The 23310-nt window shown below is 50.8% G+C and carries 15 protein-coding genes; 8 read left to right on the top strand and 7 right to left on the bottom strand.

Annotated elements, in window-relative coordinates; translation table 11 throughout:
• Positions 1-45 precede the first annotated feature (45 nt).
• The gene (locus FHS90_RS05475; RefSeq protein WP_182512279.1) at positions 46-2874 is read left to right on the top strand and encodes a S8/S53 family peptidase; all 2829 of its coding nucleotides are present in this window, start codon (positions 46-48) and stop codon (positions 2872-2874) included.
• A 97-nt stretch (positions 2875-2971) separates the two neighbouring features.
• Here FHS90_RS05475 and FHS90_RS05470 read toward each other — a convergent pair whose 3' ends face one another.
• Positions 2972-5245 (bottom strand): aconitate hydratase, encoded by a 2274-nt coding sequence (locus FHS90_RS05470; protein WP_066833481.1) that lies wholly within the window; start codon positions 5243-5245, stop codon positions 2972-2974.
• 154 nt (positions 5246-5399) lie between these two features.
• Between FHS90_RS05470 and FHS90_RS05465 the strand changes: the two genes are divergently transcribed.
• Complete coding sequence (locus tag FHS90_RS05465) at positions 5400-6653, top strand: peroxiredoxin family protein (RefSeq protein WP_082893526.1); 1254 nt, start codon at positions 5400-5402, stop codon at positions 6651-6653.
• Positions 6654-6832: 179 nt separating this feature from the next.
• Here FHS90_RS05465 and FHS90_RS05460 read toward each other — a convergent pair whose 3' ends face one another.
• A complete protein-coding gene (locus FHS90_RS05460) occupies positions 6833-7261 on the bottom strand; it encodes an SRPBCC family protein (protein ID WP_241498968.1) in 429 nt (142 codons plus the stop codon).
• A 157-nt stretch (positions 7262-7418) separates the two neighbouring features.
• On the bottom strand, positions 7419-8396 hold the full coding sequence (locus FHS90_RS05455; protein WP_066833484.1) for a polyprenyl synthetase family protein: 978 nt from the start codon (positions 8394-8396) through the stop codon (positions 7419-7421).
• Between the two features lie 439 nt (positions 8397-8835).
• On the opposite strand from FHS90_RS05455, the gene FHS90_RS05450 reads away from it, so the two are divergent.
• Positions 8836-9696: an alpha/beta hydrolase family protein gene (locus FHS90_RS05450; RefSeq protein ID WP_066833485.1), complete on the top strand. Its 861-nt coding sequence runs from the start codon at positions 8836-8838 to the stop codon at positions 9694-9696.
• A complete protein-coding gene (gene folK, locus FHS90_RS05445; protein ID WP_182512277.1) occupies positions 9693-10175 on the top strand; it encodes a 2-amino-4-hydroxy-6-hydroxymethyldihydropteridine diphosphokinase in 483 nt (160 codons plus the stop codon). Before FHS90_RS05450 ends, folK begins: the two co-directional genes overlap by 4 nt.
• A gap of 354 nt (positions 10176-10529) precedes the next feature.
• Here the strand turns inward: folK and FHS90_RS05440 are convergent, their stop codons facing one another.
• From FHS90_RS05440 to FHS90_RS05430, 3 genes are all read right to left on the bottom strand, one after another.
• Complete coding sequence (locus FHS90_RS05440) at positions 10530-12440, bottom strand: polysaccharide biosynthesis protein (protein WP_182512275.1); 1911 nt, start codon at positions 12438-12440, stop codon at positions 10530-10532.
• 25 nt (positions 12441-12465) lie between these two features.
• The gene (gene fabD / locus FHS90_RS05435) at positions 12466-13341 is read right to left on the bottom strand and encodes an ACP S-malonyltransferase (protein ID WP_182512274.1); all 876 of its coding nucleotides are present in this window, start codon (positions 13339-13341) and stop codon (positions 12466-12468) included.
• Between the two features lie 146 nt (positions 13342-13487).
• Positions 13488-16232: a T9SS type B sorting domain-containing protein gene (locus FHS90_RS05430; protein WP_182512272.1), complete on the bottom strand. Its 2745-nt coding sequence runs from the start codon at positions 16230-16232 to the stop codon at positions 13488-13490.
• A 345-nt stretch (positions 16233-16577) separates the two neighbouring features.
• On the opposite strand from FHS90_RS05430, the gene FHS90_RS05425 reads away from it, so the two are divergent.
• The 4 genes from FHS90_RS05425 to FHS90_RS05410 all read left to right on the top strand — a co-directional run bounded on the left by FHS90_RS05425 (position 16578) and on the right by FHS90_RS05410 (position 21161).
• A complete protein-coding gene (locus FHS90_RS05425) occupies positions 16578-17264 on the top strand; it encodes a succinate dehydrogenase cytochrome b subunit (protein WP_066833493.1) in 687 nt (228 codons plus the stop codon).
• A 12-nt stretch (positions 17265-17276) separates the two neighbouring features.
• On the top strand, positions 17277-19190 hold the full coding sequence (locus FHS90_RS05420; protein WP_066833496.1) for a fumarate reductase/succinate dehydrogenase flavoprotein subunit: 1914 nt from the start codon (positions 17277-17279) through the stop codon (positions 19188-19190).
• Between the two features lie 143 nt (positions 19191-19333).
• On the top strand, positions 19334-20086 hold the full coding sequence (locus FHS90_RS05415; RefSeq protein WP_066833499.1) for a succinate dehydrogenase/fumarate reductase iron-sulfur subunit: 753 nt from the start codon (positions 19334-19336) through the stop codon (positions 20084-20086).
• Positions 20087-20636: 550 nt separating this feature from the next.
• Complete coding sequence (locus FHS90_RS05410; RefSeq protein ID WP_182512269.1) at positions 20637-21161, top strand: NADPH-dependent FMN reductase; 525 nt, start codon at positions 20637-20639, stop codon at positions 21159-21161.
• Positions 21162-21767: 606 nt separating this feature from the next.
• On the opposite strand, the gene ftsZ is transcribed toward FHS90_RS05410, so the two are convergent.
• A complete protein-coding gene (ftsZ, locus tag FHS90_RS05405; protein WP_066833511.1) occupies positions 21768-23288 on the bottom strand; it encodes a cell division protein FtsZ in 1521 nt (506 codons plus the stop codon).
• Positions 23289-23310: the final 22 nt, after the last annotated feature.

Here is a 23310-nt window from a genome sequence, read left to right as displayed (position 1 = left end):
CTAAATATTTCCGCTCTACCTGATAAAAAATTTACCTTTCTGGTGATGAAGTCTCTATTCATTTTTTTTGCTGCCTTGTTATGGGCTGTTTTTGGGTTCTTCAGTCTGCCAGCCAAGGGGCAGTCACTGCAGAAGCCCCTGCCTTATACGCTGGTTTTCAAATTGAAACCTACGGCCTCTACGGCGCTTGCCAGAGCCTCAGAATCTAACTCTGTGCAGAAGGTACTGAAAAAAGTAAGTGCGCAGCCAGCCTTCCAAAAGTTTCCTGCCAATCAGGCTAATGCGAGAAGCAGTGCGCCAAAAAAAACAAGCATAGACCTTTCGCTCATTTATGAGCTGCACCACTCCCCTACCCACAGTTTTGAAGAGATTAGAAAGCAGCTGCTTGCCACAGGCCAGGTAGAATATGTAGAACGGCTAAACCACTATGAGCCACTCTATCAACCCAATGACCCCCACGCTGACTCAGTGTCTGGGGGGCAACGCCTCTATTTGAAGAAAATCATGGCCTATGCTGCCTGGGACATCACCAAGGGAGATCCGGAGGTGGTGATTGGCATTATAGACACTGGTGCCCGGCTAACCCAGGAAGACTTGGTTAACAAAGTAAAAGTAAACGAAGCGGACCCCATTGACGGAATTGACAATGACGGCGACGGATACATTGATAATTATAGAGGTTGGGACGTTGCTGACAATGACAATGACCCTACGGCAGATGCCAGCGGCCATGGTACTTCTGTAGCGGCAGTGGCGGTGGCTGAGGCAGATAATGGAAAAGGAATTGCCGGGGTAGGGTTCAATTGTAAGTTTTTACCCATCAAAGCGTACCCCTCAGTTGCAGGCATAGGAACATTTAAAGGGTATGAGGGAATTGTCTATGCCGCTGACCATGGCTGCAAAGTCATCAACCTCTCCTGGGGCGGGGCGGGGTATCCCTCTGCCTTTGAGCAGGACATCATCAACTATGCCGCCTTAGAAAAAGATGTGGTGCTTGTGGCCGCCGCCGGCAACACCAACGCCGAGCTTGATTTTTACCCGGCGTCTTACCAGAATGTTGTTTCTGTAGGTGGTGTCACCAAAAATGATGTTAAACACTCCAACCATACGTACAGCTACGCCATTGATATTGCAGCGCAGTCTTCAGAAGTTTTTTCTGCCTACAGTAGTGATGACAGCTCTTACGGGAATAACTCTGGCACCTCTATGGCCAGCCCAATTGTAGCAGGTGCCGCCGCTTTGGTTAGAAGCCATTTTAAGAATCTGACAGCATTGCAGGTGGGGGAGCTACTACGTGTCACCGCAGATGACATCTATACGATTGCTGCCAATGAGCCCTTTAAAGAAAAGCTGGGCACAGGGCGCTTAAATGTAAAAAGAGCTTTAACAGAGGTGAATGCAAAATCGGTTAGAATCCAGAAATGGAATTTGGCAGATCAACTGGCCCTCAAACCAGGTGACCAACTGCAGCTTTTTGCCACTTTCCAGAATTTCTTAGCCCCTCTTTCTGCCCTGTCTGTCAATCTAACCACCAGCAGCCCTTATTTACAAGTTGAAAGAGGCACTCAAACCGTAGGGGCCATGGCCACCCTGGCAACCGCCAGTAACACCTCAAGCCCTTTCCTTCTGAGGGTGGCACCCAATACGCCCCCCAACACAAAAGTGTCTATCAGATTTGGCTTTACAGACGGCACCTATACAGATTACCAGTATATCACCCTTTACCTGAATTCAGACTATATCACCACAGATGTTAACCATGTTCTGGCCACTGTTACCAGCCGTGGCAACGTGGCCTATGACGGGGTTAATTTTTTAGTAGGAAACGGTGTGAAATATAAAAACAGCTCCCTTCTTTTAGCGGAGGCAGGTCTGTTGATAGGATATTCGCCAACGCAGGTGTCTGATAATGTCAGAAATGAAAAGGGCGTCACTGACCAGGACTTTTATGCCACCTCAGTCTTCCAGAGAAAGTTTCCATCAGTACATGCAGACTTTGAGGCCTATAGTATACTAGAAGACTCCCTGAATGAGCGCAAGCCCTTGAGTGTGCAGATACGGCAGAATGTATTTGCCTGGGCAGAGGCCCCTCACCAGGATTTTGTGGTGCTGGAGTATATTCTTACCAACCGAACCGCTCAAAGGATTGAACAGGCTTTTGCCGGCATTTTCGCCGACTGGGATCTGGTGGCTTCCGGAAAGAATGTCACCGAGTGGAACAATGAGTTACAACTGGGTATTACCCGGCATGTGACAGATGCCAGTATTTGGGCTGGCGTTCAGCTGCTTTCCAGGAAAGCTCCGGGCTTCTATGCAATAGACAACACAACCTCTCCGGCCAACACCATTAATATCTCTGACGGCTTTAGCACCGCAGAAAAATACCAGGCTCTGTCTGGCGGGGTACAAAGGGAGATAGCCGGAAATGCAGACACCGGTAAGGATGTCTCTTTTATTATTTCCGCCCCAATTAAGGCCTTGGCCCCTGAGGCCCGGGATACCGTCACTTTTGCCCTGGTTTTTGGCAACTCCCGCAGTGAAATCTTAGCCCATGCCCAGGCCGCAACAGATAAGTACCGGCAAATGGTGGAAAGAAGAATCACAGGCTTGCCCACAGAGACCGCAACGCCGTCAGTCTCTGTGTTTCCCAACCCCACCACTGGTGAACTATTTATCTCACTGCCCGCCCCCCTACAAAACTCAGTTCAGTCTTTACAGCTCATTGATGCCCAAGGCAGAGTCGTTTTTCAGCTGCCAGCCCCAATCACCTTAAACACGCCCCTCAATTTATCTCATCTAAGCGCAGGGGTTTACTTTTTAAAAATAACCACACCTTCAAAACTCTTCACTAACCGCATTGTGCTCACTAAATAAACAGGTTCCTGTTTTAGGGCTGTTTTCTGAAAAGTAGCCTAAAAACAGAAAAGGCGGCCAATTGGCCGCCTTTTCTGTTTTTATACAAGTGCGCTACTTACGCGTTCTGCTGCAGACGGATCAAGTTCAGGGCAGAGCCGGCTTTGAACCATTCAATCTGGCCTTGGTTGTAAGTGTGGTTGGCCTCAAAGGTGTAGGTAGTACCATCAGCGTGGTGCAATACCACTTGCAACGGAACACCCGGCGTGAAGCTGGTCAACCCTACTACGTCAATGATATCATCTTCCAGCACGCGGTCATAATCTTCTTTGTTCGCGAAGGTCAGGGCCAGCATACCTTGTTTCTTCAGGTTGGTCTCATGAATACGGGCAAAAGATTTCACCAGCACCACGCGAACGCCCAAGTGACGGGGCTCCATAGCGGCGTGCTCACGCGAAGAACCTTCACCGTAGTTCTCATCACCCACTACAATAGAACCTATACCGGCGGCTTTGTAGGTACGGGCTACTCTTGGCACTTCGTCATGGCCTTCTCCCTGTACAAGGAAGTTTCTCACACTGTTCGTCTCGCCGTTGAACGCGTTCACGGCACCAATCAACATGTTGTTAGAGATATTGTCCAGGTGACCGCGGTATTTCAACCAAGGACCCGCCATGGAGATGTGGTCAGTGGTACACTTGCCTTGCGCCTTGATCAACAGTCTTAACCCGGTCAGGTCAGTACCTTCCCAAGGTTTGAAGCCTTCCAGCAGTTGCAAACGGTCAGACGCTGGGTCTACCACTACCTGCACCGCGCTTGGGTCTGCCGCCGGAGCTACGTAACCCGCATCTTCCACATCAAAACCGTTCACTGGGAACTGGATACCAGTTGGCTCATCCAGCTTCACTTGCTCGCCGTTTTTATTAGTCAGCGTGTCTGTTAACGGGTTGAAGGTCAAGTCACCGGCAATGGCAAACGCAGTTACAATCTCTGGGGAGGCCACAAACGCGTGGGTGTTCGGGTTACCGTCATTCCGCTTGGCGAAGTTACGGTTGAATGAGGTGATGATGGAGTTCTTGCGTTTTGGGTCATCTGTATGGCGCGCCCACTGCCCAATGCACGGACCGCACGCATTCGCCAACACCACGCCGCCAATCTCAGAGAAAGTCTCCAAAATACCATCGCGCTCAGCGGTGTACCGCACCACTTCAGAACCTGGGGTAATGGTGTACTCTGCGTTTACCACCAAGCCTTTCTCAACGGCCTGGCGGGCTAGAGAAGCGGCACGGGTCAAGTCTTCATAAGACGAGTTGGTGCACGAGCCAATCAATCCTACTTCCAGTTTGGCTGGCCAGTTGTGCTCCCGCACGGCCGCGGCAAACTGAGAGATGGGCCAGGCCGCGTCTGGGGTGAATGGTCCGTTCACGTGTGGCTCCAGCTCACTCAGGTTGATTTCAATTAGTTGGTCATAGAAGGCCTCTGGGTTGGCCAGAACCTCATCATCGCCGCGCAGGTGCTCAGCTACCTGGTCAGCCAGCTCGGCAATGTCGCCGCGCTCAGTCTGTCTCAGGTACTCGGCCATGGACTGGTCATACGCGAAAACCGAAGTGGTCGCGCCAATTTCGGCCCCCATGTTACAGATGGTTGACTTACCAGAGCAGGAGATTGACTCGGCGCCCTCGCCGAAATATTCTACAATGGCCCCGGTACCGCCTTTCACGGTCAGGATACCGGCCACTTTCAAGATAATGTCTTTGGGTGCTGTCCAGCCGCTCATTTTGCCGGTCAGTTTCACGCCAATCACTTTCGGGAATTTCAGTTCCCAGGCCATACCGGCCATTACGTCTACGGCATCGGCACCGCCCACACCAATGGCGATCATGCCCAGACCACCCGCGTTCGGCGTGTGCGAGTCCGTGCCAATCATCATTCCGCCCGGGAAGGCGTAGTTCTCAAACACCACGGTGTGGATGATACCCGCACCCGGCTTCCAGAACCCTATCCCGTATTTATTAGACACAGAGGCCAGGAAATCATACACCTCTTTGTTCTCAGCATACGCCTCAGCCAAATCCTGATCTGCCCCTACCCGCGCCTGGATCAAGTGGTCACAGTGTACCGATGATGGTACGGCGGCCTGTGGTTTACCTGCCTGCATGAACTGCAACAACGCCATCTGGGCGGTGGCATCTTGCATGGCTACGCGGTCTGGCGCGAAATCAACATAAGATTTGCCCCGCTCATAGGCCTCAGTAGCAGAGCCGTTGTACAGGTGAGCATAGAGGATTTTTTCGGTCAAAGTCAAAGGACGGCCTACTGCCTGGCGGGCCGCAGCTATGCGGTCTCCCAGTCTGGCGTACACTCCTTTGATCATGTCTAAGTCAAATGCCATAGAAATTTGCTTTGTATTTAAGTTCAGCGCTAATCGTTCGCGCACAAAAGTCGCAAACAAAACACTTTTAAACAAACGTTTAAAACACCACCTTTTCGGTAGGAATTATAGGTGTGATACCCAGAGTTTCGCGTTGGCGTTTTACCTTTGCCCCATGAACAAAACACTACGTGCGAAACAGCTATTCTCCACCCTTCTAATACCCTTCGGCCTTGGCCTCACGGCTTGTTCTTCCAACTCTGGCTCCGGCACCCTCACCCCGGGTGACTACCGTGGTATCATTGAGTTAAGCGGGCAGCAGATGCCGTTCAACTTCACTGTGTCTGAACAAGATGGCCAGCCGGTGGCTCATCTTATTAACGGAGATGAGAAAATTTTGATTAACGAAATTTCTTACGCCCAGGACAGTGTGCGCCTGCAGATGCACATTTTTGATGCCGCCCTCATTGCCAAAGTAGACGGTAACCAGCTCAAAGGCCGCTGGGAGCGGAAAGACCAGACCCAACCGTACAGCCTCCCGTTCACTGCCGAACGCGGGAATACCAGCCGTTTTTCCCAAAACCCGGCCAAACCAGCGCTGGACGTGACCGGCAAGTGGGAAGTGCATTTCTCTGACGAGGCCGGTAAATCTTACCCCGCCATTGGCGAATTTACCCAGAAAGGCAATGTTTTAAACGGAACCTTCCTCACCACCACCGGCGACTACCGTTATCTACAGGGCGAAGTGAGCGGCCAAGATCTGAATCTCTCTGCCTTTGACGGCGCCCACGCGTTTCTGTTCACGGCCCAGGGTCAGCCAGACGGTAGCCTGAAAGGTGATTTCTACGCCGGCCAATCTGGCCACGAAACCTGGGTTGCCCAACGAAATGACGCCTTTCAACTGGCTGCCGCCGATTCTCTGACGTACCTGAAACCCGGCCATGATCGCCTCAGCTTCTCTTTTCCCGATTTAACCGGCAAGAATGTTTCTCTGGAAGACCCACAGTTTAAAGGCAAAGTAGTGGTGGTCCAGATATTGGGGTCTTGGTGCCCCAATTGCATGGACGAGACAAAGTTCCTGGCACCCTGGTATGCCAGGAACAAAGACCGCGGCGTGGAGGTGATTGGCTTAGGCTACGAGGTGAGCCCGGAGTTTGACAAAGCCAAAGCCCGCATTGAAAAGATGCGCGACCGCCTCAACGTGACCTACCCGCTGCTGGTGGCCGGGACCAAAGATAAGGAACTGGTGGCAAAATCGCTTCCGGCGCTAAACCATGTGCTCTCCTTCCCTACCACCCTCTTCATTGACAAGCAGGGCAAAGTCAGAAAGATTCACACCGGCTTCTCCGGCCCCGGCACCGGGAAATATTATGAGGAGTTTGTGCAGGAGTTCAACCAGACCATTGACGGGTTGTTGGCAGAGAAATAATGAATCTGTACATCTGGTAAACAGAAACGGCGCAGCTTTTGGTAGCTGCGCCGTTTCTGTTTTTGGGCTGTTTTGGCTAAAATAGGCTGGAAACGGAAGATCCTAAATGACTTCTTCCATAGAAATCATGAATTATATCACCTAAGATTGCTTTCCACTTATCAGATTCAGCCACTTCCTTAATCACGGCATTCCTTCTTTCCAGCAAGGCCATTGTATTTCTTTAAAAATAATTTATCGGTTATTTTACCCAGAATCCCTAACGGAGAATCATAATCAAAATGGTCTTTCAGACGTGTTCCGCGCTGCGTTTCTTCAAAAGAATGCAAATGCCTAAACCGTTTGAAAGCGCCTTGTACCATCTCATCAACAAAGAAATTGGGTAAATCAAAGGCAGTAATCTTGGATGATAAGTTTTGATAGATACCCAAATGCTTCGCCCGCCAGGTTACAGATTCGTTCAATTCAATTAAGCCGCTTGTTCTCCCGGCTATGGCTACCTCATTTGTATGTTCAGTAGAGGCCATGTGCAGATTAATGCTTCTGGCCAGATTAAACACAAGGAGTCTATCTGCGTTGATTTCTGTGACTAATTCAATGACTGGCATAACTTCCCAAGAAATTTACTGGAGGTACATTGTACTCAAACTTGAGCGTATAGTTCTGGAATAACTTAAGCATTAACGCGCAGAAGATTTTCTAAGAAGTGACTCGCTTCCCGTTTCCCGCCTCTTTTCCCCAAAACAGCCCGAAAACAGAAACCGGCTACTTCTCCCGCTCTATGGTATAGCGTATGAGTTGCTCCAGAGAGTCACGCGAGGGCGACGGCGCGAAGGTGTGCAGGATTTGCAGCGCCTCCTGGTGGTAGGCATTCATCACCTGAATAGAATAGTCCAGCCCCCCAGACTGTTTCACGAAGTCAATGACCGCATTGATGCGTTCGGCTTTGCCGTTGTTGTTCTTGACATTGTAGATAATACGGCGTTTGGTGAGCCAATCGGCTTGCTGTAGGGCGTAGATGAGCGGGAGCGTCATCTTTTTCTCTTTGATGTCAATGCCCACGGGTTTGCCAATTTCGGCGGTGCCGTAGTCAAACAAATCATCTTTAATCTGGAAGGCAATGCCCACCTTTTCGCCAAACAGGCGCGCACGCTCCACGGTGTCAGCATCTGCGCCTACTGAGGAGACGCCCACGGCGCAGCAGGAGGCAATGAGTGAAGCGGTTTTCTGCCGGATGATGTCAAAATAGACTTCTTCGGTGATGTCCAGGCGGCGGGCTTTCTCCATTTGCAGCAGTTCGCCCTCGCTCATCTCGCGCACGGCGTTGCTTACAATCTTGAGCAGCCCGAAATCGTCGTTGTTCAAAGACAGCAGCAGGCCTTTGGAGAGAAGGTAATCGCCCACCAGCACGGCAATCTTGTTTTTCCAGAGGGCATTTACTGAGAAGAAACCGCGGCGGTAGTTGGCGTCATCAACCACGTCATCATGCACCAGCGTAGCGGTGTGCAAGAGTTCAATGAGGGCGGCGCCGCGGTAGGTGGCGTCTGGCACCTGCTCCTGAATGAGTTTGGCGGTGAAGAACACAAACATGGGCCGCATCTGCTTGCCCTTGCGCTTCACAATGTAGCCCATGATTTTGTCCAGCAACAGCACGTTTGACCGCATAGACTGCCGGAACTTCTTCTCGAACTCCTGCATCTCCACCGCAATCGGGGCCTGAATCTGGTTTAAAGCGCTGCTCATCTCTCGGGCGCAATATTACGAGCCTGCCGCCTTGAAAGCAAACTCCGGGTTTGCTTTTCCCGTTATTCCCGCGTTACTTCGTCGGCTTTTTAAAAAGTAACCGGGCTGCCGCCGGGGATGCTTATAAATACAGTTCAAACTATACATTTTGTCATCCTGAAAGGATCTTGTGGGCGAACTAGATTAGCTCTACTTTATGGCTACTGCCGTTCGCCACCCAGATTCTTCCAGAATAACAGATAAGAGAAGATTGTATCGCCATTTATCTCCAAGGGCTTACTTGATATGCCCGTTTACACCTGGCAGACGGTCGGGAATTGGCTTCTGTTTTTGGCCTGTTTTCAGGAAAACAGGCCAAAAACAGAAAAGTAACCCCTACGGCTCGCGCCGATGCAGCTGCAAAAAAGTACCTCTGCTCATTCGCTTCAAATGATTGCTTATGCTCACTCGCGCTGATTTTCTCCTCTCATCGGCCCACGGCCGATATTTTTCTGTAGACGCCCGCTGGCTCCAAGACGGTCAGCCCAAACCGGTGGCGGTGTTTGTGCACGGCTTCAAAGGCTTCAAGGACTGGGGCCACTTCAACCTGCTGGCCGATTATTTTGCGCGCCACGGCTTTGTGTTCGTGAAACTCAACCTCTCGCACAACGGCGTGGAGCCGGGCGGCGATGACCTCACCAATTTGGAGGCCTTTGGCAACAACAACTTCTGCATTGAGCTGGACGACGTGAAAACCGTGCTAGATGCTTTGCAAACCGGCTCCGCCGAAATCCCGGCCCAGGAAATGGCCCCGGAATACACCTTCCTGATTGGCCACAGCCGCGGCGGCGGGTTAGTGCTACTCAAAGCCGCCGAAGACGCCCGCGTGACCGGCGTGGCCACCTGGGCCGCGATCAGCGACATTGACCGCCGCTGGTTCCCAGAGATGATGGAGCAATGGCAGCGCGACGGCGTGCAGTACATCACCAACGCCCGTACCGGCCAGCAAATGCCGCTTTACTACCAACTGGTGGAGAATTTCCAGGCCAACCGCCAGCGGCTGGACATACCAAAAGCCGTGGAGAAACTGCAAATCCCGCTCCTCCTTATTCACGGCGAGGCCGATGAAACCCTTCCTGTACAGATGGCCCACGACCTGCACGCACAGAATCCGTTTGCAGAGCTGTACCTCATTCCGGCGGGTGACCACTCCTTCGGCGGCAGGCACCCATATGACAGTGCAGAACTTCCCGCCCTGGCCAAAGCCGCCGCTGACAAAACCATTCAGTTCTTCCAAGAAGCCATTGAGCGCCTGCCATGATCCAACTTTTCCTGTTATTGGGCGGCAACCTGGGCAACCGCGAAGCCATGCTCTCGGAGGCCGAGGTGCGTTTATCAGGTGTTTTTGGCAAAACAAGCCAAAAATCGAAACTGTATGAAACGGCCGCCTGGGGCCTGGAAGACCAACCTGACTTCCTGAACCAAGCCCTAATTTTTGAAACCGATTTGTCTCCGGAGGAAGTCCTGTACGCCACCCAAAAAGTAGAGCAAGACCTGGGCCGTGAGCGGAAAATCAAATGGGGTGCCCGCGTCATTGACATTGACATCCTCTTCTATGGCCAGGAAATCCTGAACTTACCGCAACTGCAAATCCCGCATCCGCAGCTGCACTTGAGACGATTTGTCTTAGCGCCGCTGGCAGAGATTGCCCCAACTTGGGAGCACCCGGTTTTGAAAAAGACGGTAGTTGAGTTACTGAAAGACTGCCCAGATACGCTAGAGGTTAGGTTATTGGAGTAAATTAAGTGTGCTGTGCTTTAATATGCTGATGGGGTAATGTGCTGATGGGGTAATATGAGAGAAGTGCATTCTATTATTTTGCTGTTTTCGTTACAGCTTTCTTCCCCCCTTTGTCATCCTGAAAGGATCTTGTGGGCGAACGGTAATGGCTTCTGAAAAATAGAATTTCCTTAAAAGCTACAGCCGTTTCTCCTTTCTGCTATCAGAGGAAGTTTGTAAACTTCCGGCATGCCAAGCCACAAGTTACGCTAACGCTAAACTTGCGGCAGAATTTCTGTTTTCGGCTTGTTTTGGCCAAAACAGGCCGAAAACAGACGCAGCAAAAAATCATTAGCACATTAGCTATTTAGCTTTTTACCTAGGCACATCAAACTTCTGGTACACTGAGTTCTGGCTCACATACTCCGGCACCAGCTGTTTCATCTTCTTGATAACCGCCACGTTGTTCTGGGTAACAAACAGGTCAATCAGCTCCTGAATGGCCTGCAGCACCTGGGTACTCTGGGGTGAGGGCATGTTAGCCAGGCGAATCTTGGGGTGGGCCGTTGGCTGCACTGACTCCTGCTCCAGGAACAGTTCTTCCTCCAGTTTTTCGCCGGGGCGGAGACCGGTATAGACCAGCTGAATATCTTTCCCCAAGGCAAGCCCAGAGAGCTTGATCATCTTCTTGGCCAGGTCTACAATCTTAATGGAGTCACCCATGTCAAAGATGTAGATTTCACCGCCCTGCCCCATGGCACTGGCCTCCAGCACCAGCTGGCACGCCTCCTGAATGGTCATAAAGTAGCGGGAAATGTCTGGATGGGTCACCGTGATGGGTCCTCCTTCCTGAATCTGCTTCCTAAACCTGGGGATCACAGAACCGGTACTGCCCAGCACGTTGCCAAAGCGGGTGGTAATGAAACGGGTCTGCCTTTTTCCTGAGTCCTTTAAATAATGGTCCATGGCCTGCACGTACATTTCGCAGAGACGTTTGGAGGCGCCCATCACACTGGTGGGGTTTACGGCTTTATCTGTTGACAGCAGGACAAATTTCTGGGCCTGGTACTTGATAGCCAGGTCTGCCAGAATTTTAGTACCCAGAATATTGGTGTTAAGCGACTCGGTAGGGTTTTCCTCCATCACCGGCACGTGCTTGTAAGCGGCGCAATGGAAAACCAGCTCCGGACGGTATGTTCTGAAAACGGCCTCCAGGCGGGCAGTGTTACAGATATCTCCCAGCACCACCTCAAAGTTGAGCTTGACGTAGAGCTCCGTCAGCTCCAGTTCCAGGTCATACAACGCTGATTCAGCCTGATCCAGCAGAATGAGCTGTTTGGGCTTGAACTGGATCAGCTGCCGCACCAACTCACTCCCTATGGAGCCCGCTGCGCCTGTGACCAAGATGGTCCTGTTCTGCAGTTCCTTGTGCAGCAACGGCGAGTCAATTTCGGCTACCGGCCTTCCCACCACGTCTTCAATCCGTACCTCCCTGATTTGCTTAAAGCTCAGCTCCCCGTTAATCCATTTATACACCGGCGGCACCACCAGCACCTGCACCCCCGCCTGAAGGCACGCCTCTACCAGCGCCCGCCTACGCGCAGTAGTCAGGCGTTGCACGGCCAGAATCAGCAGGTCCAGGTTCAACTCCCGCAGTTGCGAGGGTAAGTCTGTTCTAGGCGGCTGTATGGGAACCCCGTGGGTGGCCAACCCTGCTTTATCAGGGTCGTCATCTAGAAAGGATACAATCTGGTAATACGTGCCCATATCGTGCTGCAGGGTATGCAGCGTAATATTCCCTATTTCCCCGGCCCCAAAAATGGCCACGTTCACCTTCAGGGAGTTGGTGTGCTGCCAGTCATAGTGCACCAGCTTGGCCCACACCCGCAGCAGTGACAGCGCCACCATACTCAGCACATAGTCTATCAGCAGAACTGATATTGGAATAAAATTCTGGAAGCCGAAGCCTTTGTTGTATACCAGCTGCGCCGCCACCAAAAGGCCAGAACTGGCCGATAGCGAGAAAAAGATCTTACGTAAGTCATCAAGGCTGGTGTAGCGCAGAATGCCTGCGTATGTCCTGAAAAAAAAGAAAGCCCCCATACGAATCCCTAATACAATAGGGAGCATCTGGAAAACCGACAGCTCAGTATACTTGCTTAAATCAAAGTTAAACCGGAGGAGGTAAGCCGCCAGAAAAGAAAGGGCACACAGGCAGATATCTAAGAAAAAGACCAGCTGCTTTGGCATTTTCTTATGGAATAACTGCTCTATGTGCCCCATCATGTTGACTATTTAAGGAAGGGAAGCCTTAGCTAACCTGGCTCACCTCTGCGTTTCTGTCAATTTTCTTCACCAGGCCCTGCAACACTTTGCCTGGTCCGCACTCTACAAAGAGTGTGGCCCCATCGGCTATCATTTGCTGCACAGACTGTGTCCAACGTACGGGAGCCGTGAGCTGACGGATGAGATTTTGCTGAATTTCTTTGGGGTCTGTGTGCGGTTTGGCATCCACGTTCTGGTACACGGGGCAGATTCCCTGCTTAAACTCCGTCTGCCTGATAGCTTCCTCCAGTTCAGCCTCAGCTGATTTCATGAGTGGCGAGTGGAACGCGCCACCCACCGGCAACACCAGGGCCCGCTTGGCGCCGGCGGCTTTCATACGCTCACAGGCTTCTTCCACGCCTTTGATGGAGCCGGAAATCACCAGCTGGCCGGGGCAGTTGTAATTGGCAGCCACTACCACATCAGCTACCTCAGCACAGATCTGCTCAACTTTCTCATCTTCCAGCCCCAGGATAGCGGCCATGGTAGAAGGTTCTTCCTCACAGGCCTTCTGCATGGCCAGGGCCCGTTTAGAGACAAGGCGCAAGGCATCTTCAAAGGCCAGAACCTTATTGGCCACCAGGGCAGAGAACTCCCCCAGTGAGTGACCGGCCACCATTTCTGGTTCAAACTCCTGTGCCACCGCCGCTTGAATGACTGAATGCAGGAAAATGGCGGGCTGGGTAACCTTGGTCTGTTTCAGCTCTTCCTCTGTTCCGCTAAACATAATATCTGTGATTCGGAAACCAAGAATCTTATTGGCGCGCTCAAACATGTCTCTGGCAGTCTGGTGCTGCTCATAAAGTTCTTTCCCCATGCCCACAAACTGTGAGCCCTGGCCCGGGAAAACGTAAGCTTTCATGTACTAGTGGTTTAGTTTTCGTTTTTGACCTATTTTCTGGAAAACAGCCTTAAAACAGGAATTTCTCAGACATAGAAAGGCAAAGGTATAAAAATGGCGCCCATTCTGAGAACGGGCGCCAGGCTTCTTATCAGGTACAGGCTGGGTTAATGCACAATTTCTACCCAGCCTTTCACTATTCGCCGGTCAGGGGTACTGCTCCGGCCATAGAATTCCACCTCTACCTGATAGAAATATGTTCCGTCAGGTAAGGCTTTACCGCCATTGTCAACACCAGTCCATTTCAGACCTGGCTCCTGATTGCCTTCAAATACTTTGTTGCCCCAGCGGTTGTACACCACCAATTTGGCGGTTCTGATAAACGCAGCCCCCTGTTTAGGCGTGAAGACATCATTATACCCGTCATTGTTGGGAGTGAAGATATTAGGCAGAATGAAGTTAATACAGTTCTCTTTGCATATCACAGAGGGGTCAGTGGGGTCTGCAGGATCATAAACGCTGGTATTGCCACTCACGTCTGTGGCGGTAATAGCATAGCAACCGGCGTAGGAAGGCAGATTCTGATGCGTATAGGTAAAGGTATTGCCAGGTATTTGCTGGGCTATGACCTCAAAAGGTGCCTCGTCAGTAGCCTTATAGTACAAGGTGAAGTAGGCTATTTTGCTGGCGTCACAGGTGGGCGGAATCTCCCAGGTGAGCACATTAGAAAACGGCGGATCTGTAGGCGCCAAAGGTTCATTACATGGGTCAATGGTCAGCACTGGTTTACACACGTTAACCACACAGGCTATCTGGCTGTTGTTCTCTAGCGGCTCTGGCAAACGGGAAATGTTATAGGTGCCGCGGGTCATGACATAGGCACAGTATTCCTGCCCCACCTCCAGTGGAATCACTTTTCTGAAAGCCCCACTTTGGGCAGTTACCAATACACTGTCATACCGGACAAACTCTTCATTGGGCCGCTTCAGGAAGATGACATGGTACAGGGGTTTGGCAGACGTACTCACATTGCTCCACGGCACATTGTACGTCCAGTTCAGCACCAACTCTGTGCGCTGAGCAAGGGCGTTTAACCGTACGCTGGAGGCAGAGGTTGAATCTACCAGTATGGTTGGGGAACCTACCGTACCTGAATGGTACAACTCCAGCTTATACGTATAGGCATTGTCAAGCGTGTTTAAATTATTGTCTTCAAAGGAGGTTTCATCTAAGGAGGAGAACTTGGCCACCTCTGTGAACGTGGTAGAGGCCGCCCTACTCTGACCAGGAGCCCGGTACAAGCGGTACTGGAACGGGGCAACCAGAGTCGTCAGACTCTCATTGCGGGGCTTGCTCCACTCCACCCTCATTTTACCGGCAGTAGCACTGGTATTGGTGACACTTACTTTGGTCAGGGCAATAGATTCCAATGTGGCACAAACTTCATTTGAGGCGATGCTTTTCCCGCCCCCCGGGTGAGGGAACTGGGCGTAGATGCGGTAACAGTATTCCTTGTTACGGGCAAGCCCCTGCCCCTTGTTATTATCAATGAAGAAGTTGGTACCGGCAGTCACCTCCCCCACCAGCGTATAGCCGGCGGAGGCCGGAATGCCTACTTCACAGGTGGTGGGAACAAACGTGGAGGGGCCTTCTTTGCGGTAAATAAAAAACTTTTCTGCGTTGGTACAGACATAGGGCTCCCAGTCCAGCCTGATGCTACTGCTGGTTTGCGCCAAGGCACTTTTCAACACTGGTGGCGGCCCCACCACCGTAATCTGCCAGGGCTGAAGATCTACGAGCGGTATCAAACCAGCCGGTGGTCTGTCTTCAGCCCTGAACAATACGCTGTAGGGTGAACTTTGCACATTTTGGCAGGTGGTATTCCATTCAAAGACAAAGGTGGTGTCATTTAAAACCTTCCGGAAAGTGGCGGGGGGCAGTATTCGGCTAATGGCTGTTACCACTACCGGGTTACGGTCTGGGTCTGTGACCCTTATGGTGTCTCGGAGCAAGGTTCCTGCCACTACGCAGGTATCCCGGGGAATGATGAGCCTGGGAGGCCTATTTTTAGACTCCAGCACCTGAATCTGCATATCCCGCACCACAGTCCCTATTAAACGGCCGTTCCGCCACTCCTCCACAATGAAGGCTATATTGAATTCACCTACTATGCTGGGGGTATTCCAGGTAAGCTGGCCATTTCTGGGATTTAATGAAAAACCAGCCAGGGGACCATTGGCCGGTCCCAGATAATTCTCCAACCCACTGTACCCAGGTACTGTTCTGGGCAGTGGATTGCCACAGGCATCACGGCCAGCGTCTACCTTTGGCTCATACATTTTAAAGGAAAGGCTGTCGCCATCTGGGTCATAGGCCCCGGGGTTATGCACAAAAACCTGGCCCCGGGCAGCCAAATCTACTGGTGGGTAAGACAGGATAGGTGATCTATTGATGCCCAGTACTGGGTCAATTGTAACTGTTGTCTGCAAAAGGAAGGTCTGCTGTACCGAATTCTGCATATTTACAATGCCCCCGTTTCTATTCTCGCCAACAAAGGTCACCGTAAATGTACGTGCACCGGCATAGGTGTGCTCAAAGTAATAGGTGTTCACAGATGTGTTCCCCAAACCATTCTGGAGTACTACCTCAGAGGCTCTGGGTACGGTCTGGCTGGTACAGTCCCCAAAATAAAGTGTGGCATTATCATCTTCAATCCCACCGTTTACACTATAGGTGATCAGGGTAAAGAAAAACCTTAGGGGATTGCGGTTGGCAGTTGTGTCACTTTTGGCGTATATGTTTCCGGCCCGGAGATGGGTAGCCTGCGCCCCCTGCCCCATAAACAAGAAAATAAACAACAGTCCGGTCAGCCAACGGCCCCAGAATATTGTTCTCCATACTTTTATAGACATAAAGTAGAGTTTTGCATGCAATAACAAAGATAGAAGAATTCGCTAATTGACCATTTTCCACTAGAACAAATCGGGCAGGTAATGGTTACAAGAAGGTAGGTTTATGGCTATAACGAAATCCCCGTTGCTCTGTTGTAATCTTTATACCCAAATATTGTTTTCGGCCTATTTTCCTGAAAACACGTCAAAAACAGAAAGAGAAAGTGTTTTGGAATTGTGGTTTCAGCAATTTAGACAAATTCAAAATAAATGAATCAATTGCGCGGCAAATCATGGGCATGTACCTTTGGCAAGATTTTACCAATCCTTTTACACCTTACCTAATTTCTAACTTAACACAACAAAATGAGTTGGTTTACTAAAACGTTTACCAGTACCATCGGCCGAAAGGTGTTGGTGGCCGTGACTGGTCTGTTTCTCTGCTCTTTTTTGGTAGTGCACCTGGTGGGCAACCTGCAGTTGTTCCAAGAATCAGGTGACGCTTTCAACATCTACTCCCATTTCATGGCTACCAACCCCATCATCAGGACAATGGAGATTGTGCTGGTGTTAGGCTTTGGGTTCCACATTTATGAGGCTTTGGTGTTGACCCGCCGCAACCAGAGTGTGCGCAAAGTGGCGTATGCCTACAACCGCCCTCAGGACAACAGCAACTGGTCAAGCCGCAACATGGGCTTGCTTGGTACGGTGATTCTGGTGTTCCTCATTGTTCACCTCTACAACTTCTTCTGGAGAGCCCGTTTTGGCGAGCCCAACATGATTCCCATTGAAGGGACCGAGTATGATGACCTGTATTCTGTTGTGGTGCAGTCTTTTCACCTGTGGTGGTATGTGTTGATCTATGTTTTGGGTCAGATTGCCTTGGGGTATCACCTGTATCACGGGTTTCAGAGCGCCTTCCAGACCCTGGGGCTGAACCACAAGAAGTACACTCCCGCAATTCAGAAGTTTGGCGCCCTCTTCTCAATTGTAGTGCCTGCCGGCTTTGCCGCCATGCCTCTTTACTTTTTCATCAAAGACGTTGTTTTGTAATAAGCGAACGCTATGATTTTAGATTCTAAGATTCCTGAAGGGCCATTGGCCGAAAAATGGGAAAAGCATAAATTCAACGTGAAGCTGGTGAACCCGGCCAACAAACGTAAATATGACATCATTGTGGTGGGAACCGGTCTGGCCGGGGCTTCTGCCGCTGCCACTCTGGCTGAACTGGGGTACAATGTGAAAGCGTTCTGCTTCCAGGACAGCCCAAGACGGGCGCACTCCATTGCGGCCCAAGGGGGTATCAACGCAGCTAAAAACTACCAGAATGACGGGGACAGTGTGTACCGTCTGTTCTATGACACCGTGAAGGGCGGTGACTACCGTGCCCGGGAAGCCAACGTGTACCGGCTAGCGCAGGTGAGTGTGAACATCATTGACCAGTGCGTGGCGCAAGGGGTTCCTTTCGCGCGGGAGTACGGTGGACTTCTTGCCAACCGTTCTTTTGGGGGTGCGCAGGTAAGCAGGACCTTCTACGCCCGGGGACAAACCGGCCAGCAATTGCTGTTAGGGGCTTATTCTGCCTTGAACCGCCAGATTGCCTATGGCAAGGTGAAAATGTACCCGCGTACGGAGATGCTGGATCTGGTAATGGTAGACGGCAAGGCCCGCGGTATTGTGACCCGCCACCTGGTGACCGGTAAAATTGAGTCTCACAGCGCCCATGCGGTAATTCTGGCTACGGGTGGCTACGGCAACGTATTCTATCTCTCTACCAATGCCATGGGTTCTAATACCACGGCCATCTGGAGAGCCCACAAAAAAGGGGCGTTGTTTGCCAACCCGTGCTTCACCCAGATCCACCCTACCTGTATTCCGGTATCTGGTGATTACCAGTCTAAGCTGACCCTGATGTCTGAATCCCTCCGGAATGACGGGCGCGTTTGGGTACCTAAGGCTGTAGGTGATAACCGTGCCCCTGGGCAGATCCCTGAAGACGAGCGTGATTATTTCTTAGAGCGTAAATACCCCTCTTTTGGTAACCTGGTTCCGCGTGATGTGGCTTCCCGTAACGCCAAACTAGCGTGTGATGAAGGCCGTGGCGTAGGAACCACCAAACTGGCGGTATATCTTGACTTTGCTGATGCAATCAAACGTGAAGGCCTTGACAAGATCAGCCAGAAGTACGGGAACCTCTTTGAGATGTACGAGAAAATCACCGGCGAGAATCCGTATGAGCAGCCAATGCGCATTTACCCGGCGGTGCACTACACCATGGGCGGCCTTTGGGTAGACTATAACCTGATGACCACCATCCCGGGTCTGTATGCCACCGGGGAGTGCAACTTCTCTGACCACGGAGCCAACCGCCTGGGTGCCTCCGCTCTGATGCAGGGTTTGGCAGATGGTTACTTTGTGATTCCTTACACCATTGGTGACTATCTGGCGCAGAACCCTACTTCCCGCATTGAGACCAGCCACCCCGCCTTTAAAGAAGCAGAGGCTGCTGTTCAGGCAGATGTTAACCGCCTGTTGAGCATTAACGGTAACCGCACCGTAGATGATTTCCATAAGGCACTGGGCCATATCATGTGGGAGTACTGCGGCATGGCCCGTAACGCAGAAGGTTTGACACATGCCAAACAGGAAATCAGAAAGCTGCGTGACGAGTTCTGGAGAGATGTGAAAGTGGTGGGAACCAATGAAGAATTGAATATCACCCTGGAGAAAGCCGGGCGCGTAGCAGACTTCCTGGAACTTGGCGAACTCATGGTAGATGATGCTTTAAACCGCAATGAGTCTTGTGGAGGTCACTTCCGGGAAGAGTACCAGACCCCTGAGAACGAAGCCCTGCGTGATGATGAAAACTATGCCTACGTAGCGGCGTGGGAGTACACAGGCCCTAACCAACAACCTGTACTCCATAAAGAGGAGCTGAAGTTTGAGAACGTGAAACTGACTCAACGCAGCTACAAGTAATGAATAATTAAGAATTAGGAATTAAGCATTGTGGGGCACGCTTTACCTTATACGTAGGTTACCTCCTTCTTCAATTCCTAATTCAACATTCTTAATTCTTAATTGAAAAAGAAATGGCTGGTAATAACCCAAACAGCAAACCAATGAACCTAACGCTCAAGGTGTGGAGACAGAAGAACACCCAGGCGGCTGGTAGGCTGGAAACATATCAAGTAAAAGATATCTCCCCGGAAATGTCCTTCCTGGAGATGCTGGACGTGCTCAATGAAGACCTGCTCCGCAGCGGGCAGGACCCTATTGCGTTTGACCATGACTGCCGCGAAGGTATATGCGGTATGTGCAGCTTGTACATCAACGGTAGAGCGCACGGTCCAGAGCGCGGCACTACTACGTGTCAGTTGCACATGCGCAAGTTCTCTGACGGTGACACCATCACCATTGAACCTTGGCGGGCCGCGCCCTTCCCTATCCTGAAGGATTTAACCGTTGACCGTTCTGCCCTGGATAGAATTCAACAGGCAGGTGGTTACATCTCAGTGAACACTGGTGGCGTACCAGATGCTAACGAGATTCCCATCCCTAAAACCATTGCTGACAAGGCCTTTGATGCGGCTACCTGTATTCAGTGTGGGGCATGCGTAGCGGCCTGTAAAAACGGTTCAGCCATGTTGTTCACCTCTGCCAAAGTATCTCAGCTGGCCATGCTTCCGCAAGGGCAGGTGGAGCGGAAAACCCGCGTAGAGAATATGGTTGCCCAGATGGATAAAGAAGGATTTGGCGCGTGTACTAATATTGGCTCTTGCGCCGCTGAGTGCCCGGTTGGGATTTCATTGGAGAACATTGCCATGCTGAACCGCGAGTTCATAAGCGCAAAATTCACTTCTGAGAACGTTTAAAAGTACCTCATAATAGAATACAGGCGGCACCCGTAAGTGCCGCCTTTTTTTATGCTCACTGTCTCCACTACATAATTTCAGAATCTGCAACTGCTTAGGGTTTTGCGTTCCTCAATGGCGAATGCACGTATTGTTGTGCTTTTAAAAAGGACCATTTCTGTTTTTGGGCTACTTTTCTAAAATCAGCTCAGAAACAGAAACGGTTACCTGGGAATACTTGCGCCAGAAGATCCTCCCACTAAATTCCTAAAAACAGGCTCTCTGTCTTTGGTTATTAACACGAAAAATATCCCCAACGAGCACCATCAAAGGCGTTTGCAGATTTATGGCTTTCTCACTACCTACACTTAACACCATCGTAACAGCCTCTAACGTGGAGTATCATTCCTATTTTGGGTCTGATTTCCAAAAAGTAACTACATAACAGAAGCAAATAGCTGCATAGAGCGAGGTGCCCAGCAGCATACTCTGTAGCTTGTGTGGCTGCTCTCCGGTAAAAGCTGTAACTTTAAGCCACCACACCTTGTTATCAGTGTAAACTCAGCACCAGATGATCTTATTGATATCAGGCACCAACCGCCCCAATTCGCTTACTCTCCAGATCACCAAACTGTACCAGCAACTGCTAGAGGCAAGAAATGAGGCGTCAGAGATATTAGACCTTCAGGATTTGCCGCTTGACTTTGCCTCACCGGCTTTGTATAAAAAAGAAATGTATTCTCAGGCGTTTCTGGATCTGAGGGCTAGGGTGGCCGCTGTGCAGAAGATTGTGTTTGTAGTACCAGAATACAACTGTTCCTTCCCCGGTGTCTTAAAAGCGTTCATAGACGGCCTTGAATACCCTGTCGCCTTGCGGAATAAGAAAGGAGCCCTTGTTGGGCTCTCTACCGGAAGCCAGGGCGGCAATATTGCCCTAAGCCACCTCACCGACGTGCTGCACTACTGCGGTCTGCACGTGCTGGCCCAAAAACCCCGCCTCCCGTTTATTCACAAACACCTGGCAGAGGGGAACCTCACGTATCCGTTGTACCAGCAGTTACTGGAGGAACAGATAGAGGCGCTGCTCACCTTCTAAGGTTCGCAAAACTAAGTTATCCTCCCTTCTTTGAAACCCCGCTCTTATTCTCAGGCGGAGCTTACCCCTGCCACTTTTGCAGAATTTCCCCTTCCTGGGGAGGATAGGGGTCACCTCCTTGCAAATTGCTCAGGTAAGCCGCACCTGAAGCCGCTTGATCAAAAACTGAAAAAGATTTCAGGTTCTGCACAGGTAAGAGTTCGTTCTGTTTTTGGCCTGTTTTCCTGAAAGTAGGTCAAAAACAGAACTGATTCCCATTCTATTTATAAAATCGCTGCTGGTAGATATTGCTTTATGAGCAACTCATCTTTTAGAAAAGCCTGTCTGCTGGCTAATGTGTTTCTCTTTCTTACCTGAACTTTGGTTTGGAAGAGGTAGCCTTTCCCTCTTTCAGAAGTAGTTAGAAATTAGACAAAATAAGGTTAAGTAGGCAGGAGTGTAACATTCCTTTCGGCAGAGCAAGAAGAGATTAAAATGGGTACCGGTAGTCATCGTCCCAGCCTTGTACTAGTAGATTCACAAGGGCTCACACCTATCCTAAAATAAAACAGCCCGGAAACAGAAGTCTGTTTCCGGGCTGTTTTTTGAAAATCAGGGCAAAAACGGCTAGTCTACGTTGTCGTGCAGAAAGCGGTTGTCACCAAGCAGTTCATTGTCATCGTTCAGGTTGAAGCGGGAAATCTGCTGTTCAGCAGACGGGGCCACATTTTCCAGCTGCACGTTTCTACGCAGATATGCAGGTACTTCCAGCTTCTCTTTAATAGCGGCATCTGTGTTCAGATCTGAGCTAAGGCTGCGTAAACGGGCACGGCGGTCCTGCATCTTGCTCTGCATAGACTCCCGCGGATCTTGCGCCTGCGGAGCGGCCACCAATTCCTCTTCGGCGTAGGTGGGGGTAAAAATCTCACTGCTGGAGTCCAGATCAAAGATGATCTTGCTGGTTTCAGCGGGGGCGGCAGGCTTTCTTACCGGCTCATTGGCTACCAGTTGCGTAGCTGACGCCGGCGGGGTTACAGAATGCGTGGGTACTACCGGCGCAACAGGAGCCACTGCAGGGGCAGCAGCTATCTCAATTTCAGCCTGTGGCTGAGTTGCGCCAACTCCTGGCTCAACCGAGGCTGCTTTTTTTTCTGGTTGGGGCAGGCTTATCACCTCACGGGCAAAGCCTGTGGCTATTACGGTTACTCTTATGCTGGCCCCTAACGTAGTGTCAATACCATGGCCAAAAATCACCTCAGAATCATCACCGGCTTTATCCTGGATGTAATCAGTGATTTCAGTTAACTCGTCCATCTCCAGTTCAGCCTGGTCACCAGACATGATGGAAAGAAGGATTTTCTGCGCACCGTGAATATCTGTGTTGTTCAAGAGCGGTGAAGACAAAGATTCCTCGGCGGCACGCAGGGCTCTGTTCTCACCTTCTGTGATGGCAGAACCCATCACGGCGGCGCCAGAGTCTTTCATCACCGTCTTCACGTCTTCAAAGTCAACGTTCACCTCAGAGGTTACCGTAATGATCTCGGCAATACTTTTGGCAGCGGTGGTCAACACGTTGTCTGCTTTGGCAAACGCCGCCCTAATGGGCAGGTTTCCAAACATTTCACGTAACTTATCATTCAGGATAACAAGGACAGTATCACAGTTCTCGCTGAGTTCTTTGATACCGTTGTCAGCGGCGGTACGTTTCTTTCTTCCTTCAAAGGCAAAAGGAGCCGTCACAATGCCCACGGTAAGAATGTCCATCTCCTTGGCCACTTTGGCAATCACCGGGGCGGCACCGGTACCGGTCCCCCCCCCCATTCCGGCGGTGATGAACACCATCTTGGTATGGGCACCCAGCAACTCCCTGATCTCCTCTTTGCTTTCCAGGGCGGCTTGTTTCCCGCGCTCAGGATTGGCACCGGCCCCCAGCCCTTCGGTCAAGGTAGTTCCTATCTGAAGTTTATTGGGCACGCTGCTGCTTTTCAACGCCTGTTCATCAGTATTGCAGACCACAAACTCCACGTCCTTAATGCCTTGGTTGAACATGTGGTTCACGGCATTACTTCCCCCTCCGCCAACACCGATTACTTTGATAATCGATTTGGTGTGCGATGGCACATCAAATTTGTACGATGAAAAACTCATATGTTAATTCCTGATTTACGCG

Source organism: Rufibacter ruber, from assembly GCF_014138425.1.
GTDB classification, from domain to species: Bacteria; Bacteroidota; Bacteroidia; order Cytophagales; family Hymenobacteraceae; genus Nibribacter; species Nibribacter ruber_C.
Note: the sequence above shows the minus strand (reverse complement) of the source record. Positions and strands in the feature narration are given on the sequence as shown.

Excerpts from the sequence above, each read along its gene's own strand:
- FHS90_RS05475 (WP_182512279.1), top strand. The coding sequence starts at position 46 with ATGAAGTCTCTATTCATTTTTTTTGCTGCCTTGTTATGGGCTGTTTTT.
- FHS90_RS05470 (WP_066833481.1), bottom strand. The coding sequence starts at position 5,245 with ATGGCATTTGACTTAGACATGATCAAAGGAGTGTACGCCAGACTGGGA.
- FHS90_RS05465 (WP_082893526.1), top strand. The coding sequence starts at position 5,400 with ATGAACAAAACACTACGTGCGAAACAGCTATTCTCCACCCTTCTAATA.
- FHS90_RS05460 (WP_241498968.1), bottom strand. The coding sequence starts at position 7,261 with ATGCCAGTCATTGAATTAGTCACAGAAATCAACGCAGATAGACTCCTT.
- FHS90_RS05455 (WP_066833484.1), bottom strand. The coding sequence starts at position 8,396 with ATGAGCAGCGCTTTAAACCAGATTCAGGCCCCGATTGCGGTGGAGATG.
- FHS90_RS05450 (WP_066833485.1), top strand. The coding sequence starts at position 8,836 with ATGCTCACTCGCGCTGATTTTCTCCTCTCATCGGCCCACGGCCGATAT.
- folK (WP_182512277.1), top strand. The coding sequence starts at position 9,693 with ATGATCCAACTTTTCCTGTTATTGGGCGGCAACCTGGGCAACCGCGAA.
- FHS90_RS05440 (WP_182512275.1), bottom strand. The coding sequence starts at position 12,440 with ATGATGGGGCACATAGAGCAGTTATTCCATAAGAAAATGCCAAAGCAG.
- fabD (WP_182512274.1), bottom strand. The coding sequence starts at position 13,341 with ATGAAAGCTTACGTTTTCCCGGGCCAGGGCTCACAGTTTGTGGGCATG.
- FHS90_RS05430 (WP_182512272.1), bottom strand. The coding sequence starts at position 16,232 with ATGTCTATAAAAGTATGGAGAACAATATTCTGGGGCCGTTGGCTGACC.
- FHS90_RS05425 (WP_066833493.1), top strand. The coding sequence starts at position 16,578 with ATGAGTTGGTTTACTAAAACGTTTACCAGTACCATCGGCCGAAAGGTG.
- FHS90_RS05420 (WP_066833496.1), top strand. The coding sequence starts at position 17,277 with ATGATTTTAGATTCTAAGATTCCTGAAGGGCCATTGGCCGAAAAATGG.
- FHS90_RS05415 (WP_066833499.1), top strand. The coding sequence starts at position 19,334 with ATGAACCTAACGCTCAAGGTGTGGAGACAGAAGAACACCCAGGCGGCT.
- FHS90_RS05410 (WP_182512269.1), top strand. The coding sequence starts at position 20,637 with ATGATCTTATTGATATCAGGCACCAACCGCCCCAATTCGCTTACTCTC.
- ftsZ (WP_066833511.1), bottom strand. The coding sequence starts at position 23,288 with ATGAGTTTTTCATCGTACAAATTTGATGTGCCATCGCACACCAAATCG.